The sequence below is a fragment of the Marivirga atlantica genome (genome assembly GCF_016734805.1).
Taxonomy (GTDB): domain Bacteria; phylum Bacteroidota; class Bacteroidia; order Cytophagales; family Cyclobacteriaceae; genus Marivirga; species Marivirga atlantica.
The window spans coordinates 537534-553366 of sequence record NZ_JAERQG010000004.1 but is presented as its reverse complement, the minus strand read 5'-3'; the positions used below and the strand labels follow the sequence as shown (position 1 = coordinate 553366).

The 15833-nt window shown below is 36.9% G+C and carries 7 protein-coding genes; 3 read left to right on the top strand and 4 right to left on the bottom strand.

Annotation, left to right across the window (positions count from 1 at the left end):
* The first annotated feature begins 76 nt into the window (after positions 1-76).
* The 3 genes from JKP34_RS16585 to JKP34_RS16575 all read left to right on the top strand — a co-directional run bounded on the left by JKP34_RS16585 (position 77) and on the right by JKP34_RS16575 (position 3772).
* On the top strand, positions 77-1249 hold the full coding sequence (locus JKP34_RS16585; protein WP_201923910.1) for an imelysin family protein: 1173 nt from the start codon (positions 77-79) through the stop codon (positions 1247-1249).
* Positions 1250-1318: 69 nt separating this feature from the next.
* Complete coding sequence (locus JKP34_RS16580) at positions 1319-2716, top strand: di-heme oxidoreductase family protein (RefSeq protein ID WP_201923908.1); 1398 nt, start codon at positions 1319-1321, stop codon at positions 2714-2716.
* Positions 2717-3772 (top strand): imelysin family protein, encoded by a 1056-nt coding sequence (locus JKP34_RS16575; protein WP_201923906.1) that lies wholly within the window; start codon positions 2717-2719, stop codon positions 3770-3772. It abuts the gene before it with no gap.
* Between the two features lie 106 nt (positions 3773-3878).
* Here the strand turns inward: JKP34_RS16575 and JKP34_RS16570 are convergent, their stop codons facing one another.
* The 4 genes from JKP34_RS16570 to JKP34_RS16555 form a co-directional block, all read right to left on the bottom strand.
* On the bottom strand, positions 3879-6428 hold the full coding sequence (locus JKP34_RS16570) for a M14 metallopeptidase family protein (protein WP_201923904.1): 2550 nt from the start codon (positions 6426-6428) through the stop codon (positions 3879-3881).
* Between the two features lie 99 nt (positions 6429-6527).
* On the bottom strand, positions 6528-7268 hold the full coding sequence (locus tag JKP34_RS16565) for an ABC transporter ATP-binding protein (protein WP_201923902.1): 741 nt from the start codon (positions 7266-7268) through the stop codon (positions 6528-6530).
* Between the two features lie 4 nt (positions 7269-7272).
* Positions 7273-8757: a DUF5687 family protein gene (locus JKP34_RS16560; RefSeq protein WP_201923900.1), complete on the bottom strand. Its 1485-nt coding sequence runs from the start codon at positions 8755-8757 to the stop codon at positions 7273-7275.
* Between the two features lie 128 nt (positions 8758-8885).
* The gene (locus JKP34_RS16555) at positions 8886-15833 is read right to left on the bottom strand and encodes a fibronectin type III domain-containing protein (protein WP_201923898.1); all 6948 of its coding nucleotides are present in this window, start codon (positions 15831-15833) and stop codon (positions 8886-8888) included.

Below are 15833 nucleotides of genomic sequence, written 5' to 3'. Positions count from 1 at the left end.
TAAGCAATTGTTTGATCCATTCATAAAGCCTCTTATATTTGCGTTATTATTTTTAATCAATCTAAATAAAATATAAATGCGAAATATTTTTTACCTGATACTATCAGCATCCTTTTTTATTCTAAGCGCCTGTGATAGTGCTGAACAAGAAGCTTCAGTAAGTAGTGATGTAGTAGAAAACTATTCCGAGATAGTTTTAGCCAATTATAAAGATACCTATGAAGATGCCATGCAACTTCAGAGTAAAATAAACGAGTTTATAGCGGAACCTTCTCAAGCTAGAATGGAAGCTGCAAAAGATGCCTGGCTGAATGCCAGAGAAAGTTATGGACAAACAGAGGCTTTCCGTTTTTATGGAGGACCAATTGATGATGAAGACGGTCCTGAAGGACAGTTAAATGCCTGGCCACTCGATGAGGCATATATTGATTATGTCATAGGTGGTGCAGAAAGTAACGCGAATATTATCAATAGCCCAGACGTCTTTCCTGATATCAATGCTGATATGATTGCCGAGCTAAATGAGCAGGGAAGTGAGACCAACGTAAGTTCAGGCTATCATGCTATTGAATTTTTACTTTGGGGGCAAGATTTAAGTGAAGGCCCTGGAGGAGGTGAAAGACCTTATACTGATTACCTTACAACTAATGAAGGAACTGCCTCTAACCAAGATAGAAGATCAACCTATTTAAATGAGGTGACTAAACTTTTAGTTGCAGATTTGTCTTCACTAGTGCAAGAATGGGATAGCGGAGGAAACAATTTTAGAGAAAGCTTTACAGCAACACCACAGAAATCAATAGAAAATATAATATCTGCACTTGGGAAGCTCAGCAAAGGAGAGTTGGCAGGAGAAAGAATGTTTGTAGCTTATGATTTACAATCAAAGGAAGATGAACACTCTTGCTTTAGCGATAATACACATCGAGATATTGTAAACAATGCATTAGGTATTCAAAATGTATATTTAGGTAGGTATGAAACTAACTCTGGAACAGTTATTAAGGGAGTTAGCATTCATGATCTTTTAAAGGATAAAGATGCTGACCTTGCTGAAGCGATTAAAACAAATATGGAAGAAAGTGTGGCAGCATGTAAGGCTATTCAACCTCCTTTCGATCAAGAGATTCTGAATCCTGAAGGAAGAGAAAGAATTGTTACAGCAATAACCTTATTGCGAGCACAGGGAGATAAATTAGCCGAGGCTGCTAGTGTTCTTGGTTTCGAATTTGACCCTAGCGCTATCTAAATAAATTGTTTAGTTTGTTTTAAGCATAAACCAGCCATTATCTTTGTGCTGGTTTTGCCTTTTATAAGTATGAGAAATTTACTTCTATTTGCCATCTTAATCCATCTGCTTGTTGCCTGTAATAATGAAAAGGACTTATACAGGTCTTTATTAGAAGAAGGTGAGCAATATCCGGGAGGTGCAGCCTCTACGGATGATTTTTCAATGAATGCTTTCGGGCACGCAGCTCCTAATCTTACTGGAGGTAAGGACATGGATTTTGTAACTGGTAACGCCTTTTTCAAGCGTAATTGGGTTACGGCCCCATCTTCAACAGAAGATTTAGATGGATTGGGCCCGCTTTTTAATGCACGGTCATGCTCTAGTTGTCATGAATTTGATGGCAAAGGAGCACCACCTACCATAGCTGATGAAGAGCCTGTTGATCTTTTATTCCGTTTAAGTGTTCCTGGGAATTCTGAAATTGATTGGGAAACTCTTCCTGAGCCAAGCTATGGAGGTCAGTTTAATCATTTGGGAATTGTAGATGTGCCCTCTGAAGGTAAAGTAAAAGTGACTTATACAGAAGAAGTAGTCACCTATCCTGATGGGAAGACGGCTAGTTTAAGAAGACCGAATTATCAATTCTATGATCTCAATTATGGCGAGTTTTCTTCAGGTACTATGATATCACCTCGTTTAGCCAGTCATTTAATTGGCTTGGGTTTGCTTGAAGCCATTCCGGAAGACGATCTAAAAAAGTTAGAAGATATTGACGATAAAGATCAAGATGGAATTTCTGGTAAAATTAATTACGTATGGGATGTGGAAAGCAAACGAAATGTTGTTGGCAGATTTGGCTGGAAAGCTAATCAGCCAAGTGTAAGGCAACAAGTAGCTGCGGCTTTTTTAGGTGATATTGGTATTACATCGAGCATATTTCCTAGTGAGACTTGTACCGCACCTCAAAAAGATTGCGAGGATGCATTTAAGGATAACGAACCTGAATTAAAAGAATCAATTTTGAATAGAGTTACACTCTATTCTCAAACGCTGGCTGTTCCTATGCGAAGATCATTCAGCTCAGACTCTATTCTTGAAGGAAAGCAATTATTTAACCAGATTGGATGTAATAGTTGTCATAATCCATCTTTTACAACAGGGGCTCATCCTAACTTACCTGAGTTCGAGAATCAAAAGATTTTTCCATATACAGATTTATTAGTTCATGACATGGGAGAAGGCTTAGCTGACAACCGACCTGATGGGTTGGCTAATGGTAAAGAATGGAGAACAGCACCATTATGGGGAATAGGGCTTAGTGAAACTGTAAATGGACATACCTTCTTATTGCATGATGGTAGAGCCAGAAATGTAGAAGAAGCTATTTTGTGGCATGGTGGAGAAGCTGAAAAAGCCAAAAATCAATTTAGCCAATTGACTGCAACAGATAGAAAAAATGTGATTGATTTCGTAAACTCTTTATAAATGAAACATTTCAACAAAATATTTTTAATTGCCATTTCAATAGCTGTTTTATCTTGTGATAGTAAAGAGGAGACGGCTTCTTCGTATGATAGAAAGCCTATTCTGATTAATATTAGTGATAGTTTAATCCTTCCGGCTTACAGTAATTTTCAATTAGAGGTTTCTGAATTTCAATCAGGTTTAAATGTATATGAAAATGAGCCTGCTGATGCTAATATGAAGCAACTGAGGGAGGCGTGGGTTCAAATGGCACTGGTATGGAAATATGCTGAAGCTTATAATTTTGGGCCTATTGAAAGTCTCTTTCTTGAAAATAGCATGCATTATTTCCCTGTTGATACTGCTGCTATAAGCAAGGCAGTTGAAAACTATAGTAATCAGGAGAACTACCTGGCAAGCTTAGGGAGCAACAAAAAGGGGCTAGCTGCTATTGAATTTATTTTATTTTCGAATGACGAGTTGTCTGGTCAGCAGCTGGCATTTATTCAATTATTAAGTACCGATTTGTCTAACAATATGGACAAGGTATTGGACAAATGGAATACAGCCTATCATCAAGAGTTTATAGATAAAACGGGAAATTCAGCCTCTTCCTCAATGACTTTGGTAGCTAATGAAATGATTTTCCTATTAGAGAAAGTTAAAAATATGAAGCTAGGTGAACCTATGGGTAAAGCTGATTTGGGTGAACCACATCCTGCCAAAGTTGAATCTCCTTACAGTAACGTTTCACTAGAGCTATTGGCAGAAAATGTAGAATCAGTGAAAGATGTTTTTAATGGAGGAAATGGTGCAGGCATGGATGATTACCTCAATGCACTTGATGTGAAAGATGACGAAGGCTTACTATTGACCAAGAAAATTAATCAACAGTTTGATAAGGTAATTAATATTGCAAGAAGTATAGAGGAGGATTTATCTTCAGCCATAATCAATCAAAACCCTAAGCTGGACGAGCTTTACCTTGAGATGATCAACTTAACCATTATCATCAAAAATGATATGATGAGCCAGCTAGGCTTGTTAACTGTTTTTAGTGACAATGATGGTGATTAATTAAAGCCACTTAGTTATTTGGTATCACCATTAAAAAAGCTAATCAATTTGAATTGATTAGCTTTTTGTATTTTATTACCAACTCTATTATTATCCTATTATTAGTTTAATTGGCGGTTGAGCGACTTATAATAGGGCCAAAGAATATGGCATTCATAAATAGTTTGTTAGTACCGTACCAGAAGGCTCTAAAATTAGTATTTTCAGTGAAACTAATAATTCTTCCCCTGCCAACGGCATCTACCGAAACAACTGCACTTTCCTTGAGGTCAGCTAAATTCTCGCTAGAGATATAACCACTCATTAATGGTGTGGAGGTATATCTTACAGGGTTTGCATAAGCATTATCTGAGGTTTTCATAAACAAAGAATTTCCTTTGAAAATGGGAATTTTATTACTGCTGTACCCAAATGCTAAAGGATGGCTTAAGTCCAGATCAGCCTCAAAAATAGCTCCTCCAATGGCTTGCGCTCCTCTTTCATTACGGTTATCGCTGTACATTTTAAAGCCAGGGTTTTTAGTGCTATCTACTTTAAATTGCACCTCAGTTAGTTTGCTGTCGGCTAACCACTTAGAAGCATTTTCGAATGTTATTAAATTACCTCCCTCATTAACCCAGGCATTCAGTTTATTCTTAAATGGTTTTAAAGCTGATTGACTCCAAACATTTGGGATAACGAGTGTATTGTATGAATTTAGATCAACCCTGTTTAAGCTGTTTATATCCAATTTTGTTACAGCCATTTGGAAACGCTGATCCATAAGATGCCAAATTTCTCCTGCATCATAAGATGAGACTCCTGAACCCACCAGCATAGCAACTGTTGGTTTTTCAATAGGCTCAAAGGTTCTACTACCTAAATTAACTCCTTTGGTGTTGCCAGTATTTAAACTATGAACGGTAACTCCTGTATTTTCAATAGAAGATTTAACCAGTTTGTAGAGCTCTTCTGCATCTTTATTTTGCTGCCTCACAGGGATTAGAATAGTACCCCTTTTAAATAAATGCTTATTAGGTCCTGTGAATTCTTCGGTAGCTACTTTAATGTGCAATCCGGCATTAAGTAGCTTTTTAAGTGCTTTAGGTGCAAAGTAATCTTCCCATTCTAATAAGTAGGCATAATTGCTTTCTTGACCTATTATTTGAGCCTTTGGCTCACTTTCAGCCGTTAACATATCTCCTAATAAGCTGTTTGTGTAATTTTTACTATTCAGGCTTTCATACTGTAAATTAAAAGCTAGAGGAAAAGTCCAGGCTGATACATCATAGAAAAGACTATCCGTAAAGCTGGTTCTTTTCTCAAATATTGCTTGTATTAATTTGCTCTGATATTGCTGAACAGGTACAATTATACTGTTGTCTGGCTGAAAACCTTTCACGTCTTGTTTTAATCGGTAAACATCAATTTCATGTCTGGTTAAGATTTGTGAGAATTCAAATAATTTAGAAGCATCCTGATCTGATACCACATAAGCCTGCGTTTCAGATTCACGTGCTGAGCGTTTTGCCTCCATGTAAAAGTCTCTTTGATAATTTAAGAGCGTTTCACGCATTTCGTAACCCGCCTGCAAAGTAGATAAAGAAGTGATAAACTGATTCTTAATAGTAAAAGGAAACTTTAATACCCCATTTACACTTTCTTGCGCATGTCCTCTTGAACTGGCTTGTTCGAATAATATGCCAATAGCACCTTGTACATCAGGAAATGTAGAGCCTTTACCATAATAAAAGTCATCGTAGCTTTCTTTGGTGAAATACAAAGAACCTGCAGCATCCAAAAACTTAGCATGATATTCACCTATTTCGGCTGTTAAATTCTGATTTTTTTCTGGTGTAATAGGATGAGTTCTCGAAGGGATACCTGGTTGAAAAAAGAAAGTACTGTTTGTGCCCATTTCATGGTGGTCCGTCATAATATTGGGTTTCCAGTTGTGAAATTGTTTTAGTCTATTTTTGGACTCTGTTAATTGGGCCGGTAGCCAGTCTCTGTTCAAGTCGAACCAATAATGGTTTGTTCTACCTCCGGGCCATACCTCATTAAATTCTCTATCGTTCGGATCTATTACTAAGTGCTCACTTTTATGCATATTTACCCAGGTGGCAAATCTGTTTAAGCCATCAGGATTAAATGAAGGATCCATAAGGATAACAACATTTTTAAGTTTTTCTTCAATGTCATCACCTTGGGCTGCTGCTAAATGATAGGCCATAAGCATTGATGCATTGCTTCCGCTTGGTTCGTTACCGTGTACACTGTAACCCATCCAGATTACTGCTGGCATTTCTTTAGTATCCAGGGAGGCTGATACTTCAGGATTTGTAAGATTTTTGTGATTATTCCTTATGTCATCTATGTTGCTAAGGTTATCAGGATGCGTAATAGTTAATAGTAGCTGAGGCCTTCCTTCATAGGTAACACCGGTTTGCTGAATCTGAATGCGATCAGAAGCATCCGTCAGAGCTCTCATATAATATACAAGCCTATCATGTGTTACATGCCATTCCCCAACTTCATGTCCAATTATGGAGGAAGGTGTAGGAATAGATGGATCATATTTGACGGTATCCGGTAAATAATAAGAAAGGTCAACCTGTGCTTGAATGGCATTAATGGATAGAAGTAATGAGAGTAGTACTGCTAAATAATATTTCATTTTCTAAAGATGTTTAAAAACAAAAAAGCTGATTAGTTTAAACTAACCAGCCTTTGTATTATCTGTTTAAGATAGTTGTTTAATCTTCAATCATCAACTTTACATACTGCTTCCTTCAACATCAGCAGTTTCTTTACGTTCGGCATTACCTCTGAAATAATCATTTAGCTCTTCGAGGGTTTTTTCATTTACGATTATATCCTTAATTACTTCACCTTTATCGAGCGCTACTATTCTCTCAGAAATCTCAGTAACATGTCCTAAATCATGGCTTGAAATTAGGAAGGTAACATTTCGCTCCTTCTTATAATCATTCAATATATTCTTTAGTCTTATCTGAGAAGTAGGATCTAGATTTTCAAAGGGTTCATCTAATAATACAACAGATGGGTTGCCAATAAGGGCAGCGGCTACACCAACTTTCTTTTTATTTCCTTTAGATAAATCTCTAATGTATTTCTTATGTCCTAAAATCTCGTCATTAAAAAGCTCTTCGAACTGCTTTAAGAAATTTTGAAGATCAACTTTTGAGAGACCGTAAATCTTTGCCAGAAACTCAAAATACTCTTCTGGTTTTAAGTAGTCTATCAAAAATCTTTCATCAATAAAGGAGCCTGTGAATTTTTTCCAGTCTTCCGTTTTACTTACATCATGACCTTCAATTTCAACTGAACCTTCTGTTGCTCTTATAAGATCAAGAATGATTCTGAACAAAGTAGTTTTTCCTGCTCCGTTATTTCCTACCAGGCCGAAAGACTGACCCTGAGGAACTTCCAGAGAGCTGATGTTAAGTACTACGTTACTTTTATATTGTTTTTTTAAGTTGCTTATCGTTAGCATAGTTCTATACCGTTAGTTCGTGAATTAATTGATATTTAGATTTCCTGAATTTCTTTTCAATCTGTTTGATGAAGTAATCGCGGAGACTTAAAGAAATTAAGCCGATAATGCCAATACCTATTAATCCGGCAATATGACCTAAAGTGTAATAAAGTGGGGTGTAGATTATAAAAGGCCCGAGCAGAACCGGAATTCCCATAACCCATTGTGCAGCACCAGTTCCTTGATAGTTCATAAAAGCACCTTTATTTAAATCGATTGGTTTTGGTCCCCACATGCTCAAGCGCATCATTACTGGTATATTTACACCTATGTTATAAATGCTGCAGGTTAAGAATGCCAATAAAACTTCCCAACCAAAATATACATAGGGTATTGAAAGTATAGTGCTTACCAGCGTTGCAAATAAGATCAACATATACCTTGACTTAATCCATGTGGTTAATGCCAATGGCCTAGTGAAAAAGAAGTCGAGCTGATTCGTATTCCAACTCCATAGAAACTGTCCATAGTTAATTGCGAATATTCCACTAATGAAAATACCAAGGAATACATGAAAACCCTTCAAGTCATCATAGTCAGGATTTGGTAAAAAGATCAATCCATAAGCCAGAAATACCAATGAAAGCATTAGTACAGAACGGGTTCTTTTGTGCCTGATGATCATTCTAAACTCTTCCAGAATTAACTGGCCTGACAATCCGTAATTTCCTAAGAAGCTCAGCTTATCTGAGTATGTTTCAGTATTTCCAGTTTCTTTGGCTGACAATTCTTCCAGATAAAGGTTGGAAACATACATTTTATAGCTGCTTATAGCTACTGCGATGAATAATGCCAGAGGTATAGCAACTGTTATTGGTTGGTAGATAAAAGCATCAAATGCGAGGCCAACATAGCCTAGCAAGTTTATACCGCCATAGGTGGCCAGAAAATAGTTGGCAGTAAAAACGATGATGATTCCTATCCATACCCAAAGGTTATCATCTAATCTTTTCTTAAACAGAATGTTAAAAAAGTGCAGTGATAGAGAAATCAGGAATATTCCTGCTACCCATAGAAATGCATTTAAACCTGAAGAAGCTGGCGCAACAGTTTTGAGTGCAAAAGGTATCACTAATACTAATGACAGTATATTGATGAGATTCAATAACGATTTGCCTAATAAGAAACGCGCAATAAAGCTTCTTTTAATGGGTAAGTTGAGATAAGGCTGAATATCCAGAATAGGTACTTTCTGAAGAAAATATCTCATAAATAACTCCATAAAGAAGTAATAAATGAGGAGCCCATTAAAGAATTTAATAGGGTTTTCAGCAGCTCCTTCAAACTCCAATTTTGGAATTATTCCAGGTAACTGAAATGAAAGAAAGAATACCATGAAGAGAAGAAATACTGCTATCAGCCCTATAAAGATTGATAGCCCTAACTCTCTTCCAAAGCTGCCAGAACGCCTGAATTGCAGCCATTGATGTTTTAAAAGGTAGTTCATTTAAATAGGTTTTTATCAGTTAGTATCAGGTTGATTGAGTTTATTACAAAAGGTGAATACTTTTTATAAAAATCTCAAAATAAAAAAGTCCGCATTTAAATGCGGACTTTAATGATTATTGTTTTTTGCTATTTTTTAATAAGCTTCTTCATTATTTGGAAACCATCTTGTGTTTCCATGACCAGTAGATAAACGGCACTTTCATATTCAGATAAATCAATATTGAAATTGTCATTAAAAGCGTTCAGCTGTTTTAGTAGAATCTCCTTTCCGGATAGATCGACAATCTTAATACTTTTTATCTCAATTTTCTTTTGCCACTGAATGCTAAATCTTCCTGTTGAAGGATTTGGTAAAACGCTTATTTGAGAAGCAATTTTCTTGGCTTTGTTAGAAGTAACCTCCACACCAACAGTGATTTCATTAGAAGCTTCAGATTTACCGGATGAATTCTCAGAAAACACACGGTAGGTTACATTCTCCTGTACAGCGCCAATTTCATCAAGATATGTAGTTATGTCTGTTTCTACTGTAGCTAATTCTACAAACTCAGAACCACCTATTTTCCGTTCTATAATAAAGGCTGTTTCACTAGTTGAATTATCAGACCATGAAAGAAGTATTTCAGCATCAACCAATTCAAAAGCCAAATCACTTGGTGCTTCTGGAACATCTAATAAAGTAGTAGCTTCTATAGTATTAGAGTAGTTCGAAGAACCTGAGGCATTCATAGCCCTTACTCTATAAGCATAACTCTTTAAATCATCAAGGCCAGTTACATCAACTGATAACGCATCCACTTCCAATGCATTATACCCTTCTAATGTGCTGGCAAAGTCATCTTCGGAAACATCAACCAAATAGGTTAATCCTGCACCTTCACCAGTCCAGTTAGCTGTAAAGCTATTAATACTTAAAGAAGTAGCCTCTGTTGCAGTTGGAGCATTTGGTAATGTTGATATTGTTCCTTCAATAGCATTAGAATTACCACGGCTATTTACCGCAAAAACTTGATAAGTGTAACTGGTATTAAAGCTAATTTGATCATCAATAAAAGAGCTTGTATTTGCACTTAAGTTCACTAAATCAACAAATTCATCATTTGAGCTTAACTTTTTCTGAATTACAAAGCTTGATTCGTTGAAAGATTCATCATCCCAAGATAAAACAATCCCTTCTTCTGTTTCAGACAGTGATAAGTTTGATGGAGCTAACGGGAATGATTTTAAAGTGGTAAGCTCAATAATATTTGAGAAATCAGTATAGCCTGTAGAATTTTCACTTCTTACTCTGTATTTGTAAACTGTAAACTCATCTAAACCTTCCACTAGAGTAGAATTCCCACTACTAATAGTTTTAGTGGTATAGTTTTCAAGTGTTGTTTCAAAGTTATCATCAGAAACATCTATCGCGTAACTAACACCTTCTCCTTGATCTGACCAATTGGCAATAAAGCTGTTTTCAGCAATATCAGTAGCATTAAGTGCCGATGGTATTTCGGGAAGTGTCTGAACAGTAAATTCATTAGAATAGTCTGATACACCTCTTGAGTTGCTGGCATATACTCTATATATGTACTCTGTGTTAAATTCAACATCTGTATCCTGATAAGACGAAATATTTTCACCTAGACTACTTACTTCACTAAAGTTACTTTGTGAACTTAGTTTTCTTTCAATAGTATAGGACTCCTCATTGTCAGCATTATCAGTCCATTCAAGGTTTGTGAAGTTATATCCAACGGAAATAGTTAATTGAGTTGGCGCGGTAGGTAATGTTTTTAATGTGGTAACTTCAATTATATTAGAAGCCAATGAATTACCTGAGGCGTTAACTGTTTTTACCCTGTATTGATATTGAGTATTTTCTTCTAGCCCTTCAATTGATTTAGATGTTTCAGACAATTCTAAAGCATTATAACCGGCTAAGGTTGTAACAAAATTATCAGTTGATACATCCAATTGATAGGTCAAACCTGAACCCGTATTGCTCCAGTTTGCAACGAATGAGTTTTCTAAAACTTCAGTTGCGGCAAGAGCGGTAGGTGCATCAGCTAATGTTAATGCTTCCGATTCATTAGAGTAAGCTGAATTGCCAGCTGTATTTGTTGAATAGACTCTATAAATATAGGCAGTGTTAGCATCTAAGCCACTATCTGTATAAGATGTGTTATCTGTAGGTACGGTCGTAACTTCTTCGAAATTGCTTGCTGAAGCTAGTTTTCTTTCAACTACAAAACCATCCTCATTGGTTGAATTATCATTCCAGCTAAGTGATAGTGAGTTACTATTGATTACACTTATTTGCAAGTTGTCTGGTGCACTCGGAGGACTAGTTAGTGTTGTTACTGAAATACTTTCAGAAGGGTCAGTAAGCTCTCCGTTTACAACTGCACTCACTCTATATTGATATTCAGTTCCTTCAGTTAAGCCTGTAACATCAAGTGAATTTGGTACAATATCAACCATATCATAACCGGCCAGATTTGTAACAAAGTTATCATCAGAAACTTCTAACTTATAAGAATCAGCACCAAGATATTCAGTATAAACTTCCCAGTTAGCAGTAAAGCTAGAGGTAGTTATATTGCTGGCAGCTGTAGCAACTGGTAATGCCATGGTTCTTACTATAAATTCGGAGTAATCCGATGAATATGCATCTGTCACATATGACTTAATGCGCACATTGTATTCTGTATCAGGCTGTAAGCCTGTGATGTTAATAGATGGGTTGAAAAGCTGAACGTTTTCATAACCTGGTAAAAAGGTGCTGAAGTTATCAGTTGAAACATCCATTCTGTAATAAATGACGTTCTCAAATGGTGTGATTTCAAGAGGAATGTTTGTTGTATTTCTACTTGATGATAGGTCTAAGCCTAGTAAAAGATCGAAAACTTTAAAATTGTCAAAAGCAAAACCTTCATCAGTGAAACTACCATCGGAAACAAACCTAACTCTGAAAGCAACCTCAGGATTAATGGCAAAAAGTGGTAATGCTTTTGTGGCTGTTACCCATCCCGAGCCATCAGTATCATCCCAGCCAGGACCTCCACCTAAGGATTCTATTTCATCGTTATTGTACCAGTTATCAGGATCTCCAAAGTTACCAACCACAAGCCAGTCTTGTCCTCTATTATATGTTGCTTCTAAAACAGTTCCATCCCAATCAATTTCTGATTGAGCCCATATGTCTAGTTGCACCACTGGTTTTTCGTATGTATTTAAATCAAAATATGGCGAATAAACTTGAGCGTCAGTAGAATTAGAATAGGCACCCGTAAGGTTTGTTACCCATGCATTGCTTCCATCTGAGGCAGAATTAATAGTTGTTGCTTTTGGCGCTCCAAGTTCCCAGCTATTGTTGACTCCTGTGGTATACCAATTATTGGTTCCAGATTCAAAGCTTTCGCTGTAATATGGAAAACTATTGATTAAAATAGCCTTAATAAATGAGTTGGTTGTAGCATCATTTGAAGCATCAACATCACCTGTAAGTGAAGTGTAAGCTTCAACATTAAAAGTTGAAAGACTACTGGCATCAAGCTTTGTGCTGAAATCATAATAAAGCGTATCGCCTGATGCTATAGTGGCAGAAACTGTTTCGGTTACAGGAGTACCTCCATCTAATATATATGTTACATCGAAAGATGATTGTGAATTTCCTCCATAATTGATAATTGCTGCAGTTACTGTTTCGTCTGCACCATAAAACGGCTGATTTGAAACACTTACATCAACAACACCGACATCATTACCTGGCAATTCAAAAAATTCGATATCATCAATTGCAACATCACTGGTAAAATTAGTCCCCTTTACCGCAATAAAATCAATAGTAACTACTGAGCTATTAAAGGATGATAAATCTATTCCTGTAGGGCCAGGTGATAAATAATCATCATCCTGATTTTGCTGTTGCTGGCCTGTAACAGAGAATACTTCAGTAGTAGAGGAGTTAGTAATATCATTTACAATAACTTTTAAGCTCCCCATACTTTCACCAAACATATGATAGAAAAACTGTAATCTAGGATTAGTTAAAGTGCTTAAATCAATTTTACGAGAAGTTAGTATAGCCTCGTCATCTTGGACTACAGGATCAGAACTTTCACTAAAAATAAATTGCCCTGTTGAATTTCCGAAAGTATGGTCTACAAGAGGACCTGTTCCAGGTGATGGAGTACCTGAGCTAGCAATTATCCAATCCATATCACCTGAGGTGTTCCAGCCATCAGGTAAATTGCTTTCAAAATCCACGGTATAGGGAAAGCTTGAAACTGGTGGAGGCGTTACAAATACATTGAAGGCTGAAGTAGCAAATTCACCACTTCCATCTGTTCCTCTTAATGAAATCTCTGCAGTACCATATTGATCAGCTATTAAGGAGATAGTTAGATTGTTTCCTGAAATACCAGCACTTAAAAGTGAAGGATTTGAGTTATTGTCAACTGTTACAGTAATAGTTTGTATCGGGTCCGTATTTGACTTGAATATATTGCTTACATCAAGTACAATGTCGGAAGAGTTGGCACTTGTTGTGATGTCACTTAAAGGATTCTCAACAATTACGTCAGGCTGACTCACTTCATAATTTGCGGAAAATAAACCGTTTCCGTGAGTTCCAACTACAACTAAGCCATCAGTATTTCTTACCCTTATTTGTTCTACTACAGCATTACTGATACCTTCCATATTTTCTTGCGTCCAAATGGTTGAAGTGCCATTCAAAGATGTGGCGGAATAGAGACCAGTTGAGGTACCGATGAAGTATCTGTCATTATTACCAATGCGGCTAGCCCATCTTACAGAAGGTCCATTTCCTGTTCCGTCTGTATTTTCCTCTAAGTTACCACTGATATTAGTCCAGCTAGTACCTCCATTTAAAGTTTGAAATATACTTCTGATGCTGTAATTAGAAAATGTAACAATTACATCATCAGCATTGTATGGATTAACATTAATACTTGAGACATTTCCTGAAGGTAATCCTTTAGAAGTGAAAATATCTGTTGCGGAAGGATTCCCGGTATTGGCGCCATCTATTCTATAAATTTCACCACTAGTCGTCCCAAAATAAACAACATTAGCAGGCTGAGTAGAAACACCTATAGTAGAGACATTGCTTGAAGATGCTGCATTCGTAAGCTGAGTCCATCCAGTTGATGAAGTAGCATTTGATAAGTTATCATTTCTCCATACAGTATTGCTTGCTGCGTAGTACATGATTTCGTCATTGTTTGGATCTAGCTCGAATGGAGCTACAAATAAACCCTCAGCAGGTGATAAGGAGGTGAAACTTTGTGGGGTGGCACTATTCGCATCTGAGTAAGTTACTTTATATATATTACCTCTTTGTGATGAAAGGTACCTTACAGTACCATCACTATTGAAGGCATTATATGAACCATCACCACTGAATACATCTACCCAAGTGTCTGCTGGGTTGGTATTATTAGTAAACCAAGTACTGTTATCTTGAAAGCCAGCCATAAGTTGATCGGAAGGGCCAATTGAAAGCGCATACACTTGCGTGGTCAGGTAACCATTGTTCAGTGAAGTCCATGTTACTGGTTCAGTACCTACAACAGGAGCCATTATATCATCAGTTATACTAATACCTCCATCATGCCCAGTAATAACTTTTGATGGATCTGATGGAAAAAACTCCAGGCTATGTTGATCGGGGTGATGATTTGTATAAAGACTCACATTGTTAAGAGGGGAATAGCCACCTATCCATACACCTGAGCTCGTGGCAAATGCATCCGAGGACCTGTAAATATTGGTTCCGCCAATAAAAACTATGTCTTCATTTGTAGGGTGTACTCTAACGTACAAATCATAGCCTCCTTGAGAATTAAAGCTACCTACACTACCACCTATATTAGGAAGGTTAGCAGATCTGTTCACCCAAGTTCCGCCAGAGCCACTTCCATCACCAGATACATAGGTGTATTTCCAGAAATCATGTCCTACAGGAGCTGATGGTGTTCCAGAAGCCAGAATGTATAGAACATTTTCATTTGAAGGAGCAGAATGAATTACAGTTCTACTATAAGATGAAGGGAAGCTAGCGTCTGTAATATTAGTCCATGTACCACTTGCACCATCCGTAGTTCTATAGATGCCTCCATTGCCTCCATCATTATCTAGGGCAGCGTATATAACACCTGTACTAGTAATGTGAATATCCGAGAAGTTATCGAATTCAGCAGATAAAACTTCTGTAAACGATGTACCACCATCTGTTGATCTAAAAATGCCGTAAAAAGTAGCTACATATAGATCTCCATTAACAGGATTAACTTCTATATTGAATATTAAATCAAAGGCATTATCAAAGGATTGAGGAGTATTGTTTTGAGTAGCAGTTAAAACTGACCATGTTACTCCATTATCTGTGGATTTATAAATTCCATTTCCTTGTAAAAAGGCAGATCCGTTTCGCCCGCTTTGGCTGGCGCCAATTCGCTCACCGGTGCTATAATACCATGTGTCGTTAAATGCTGATCTAGGATCTTGCTCCACATCGGTCACAGTAGGATGTTCGCTTCCTGATGTTACTCTTGTCCAGGTAGTGCCTTGATTTGTAGTTCTCCACATACCGCCAGAAACTCCCCCTGCAAGAATGATATTTTCATCATCCAAGTCTATAGCGAGGGCTCTGGTTCGTCCACCTACGTTAAAGGGGCCTCTATTTACCCATGGGCTAGACTGATCTCCATTAGCAGTTTTGAAATTTAAGCCATTTCTAAAATTGAAAAAGCCACCCTCATCTGCTAACTGTAGTTTGCTTCTTTCAGAAAGCACATATTCAAGCTCAAGCTTTTTTATATTTTCTGGTATTTTACCGGTTTTTGGATTTTTAAGCCGGTTAAACTCAAAGTTATATCTCTCTGAGGCATTGTCTTTTGATTTTTTAATATTGTAATTATAGTATTCACTGTTTGGGTCTGAAGTGAGTCTTTTATAATTGAACCTTCTGGGTTGATCATCATTTCTTTTTTCAGTTTGTGCTACAACAGATATGGAGCCGGTCACTGAAATAAGTAATAGAATTGCTAAAATTCTTTTCAT

What these genes read in the sequence shown, in the direction of transcription:
- JKP34_RS16570 (WP_201923904.1), bottom strand. Translation starts at nt 6,428, where the DNA reads ATGAAATATTATTTAGCAGTACTACTCTCATTACTTCTATCCATTAAT.
- JKP34_RS16585 (WP_201923910.1), top strand. Translation starts at nt 77, where the DNA reads ATGCGAAATATTTTTTACCTGATACTATCAGCATCCTTTTTTATTCTA.
- JKP34_RS16565 (WP_201923902.1), bottom strand. Translation starts at nt 7,268, where the DNA reads ATGCTAACGATAAGCAACTTAAAAAAACAATATAAAAGTAACGTAGTA.
- JKP34_RS16580 (WP_201923908.1), top strand. Translation starts at nt 1,319, where the DNA reads ATGAGAAATTTACTTCTATTTGCCATCTTAATCCATCTGCTTGTTGCC.
- JKP34_RS16560 (WP_201923900.1), bottom strand. Translation starts at nt 8,757, where the DNA reads ATGAACTACCTTTTAAAACATCAATGGCTGCAATTCAGGCGTTCTGGC.
- JKP34_RS16575 (WP_201923906.1), top strand. Translation starts at nt 2,717, where the DNA reads ATGAAACATTTCAACAAAATATTTTTAATTGCCATTTCAATAGCTGTT.
- JKP34_RS16555 (WP_201923898.1), bottom strand. Translation starts at nt 15,833, where the DNA reads ATGAAAAGAATTTTAGCAATTCTATTACTTATTTCAGTGACCGGCTCC.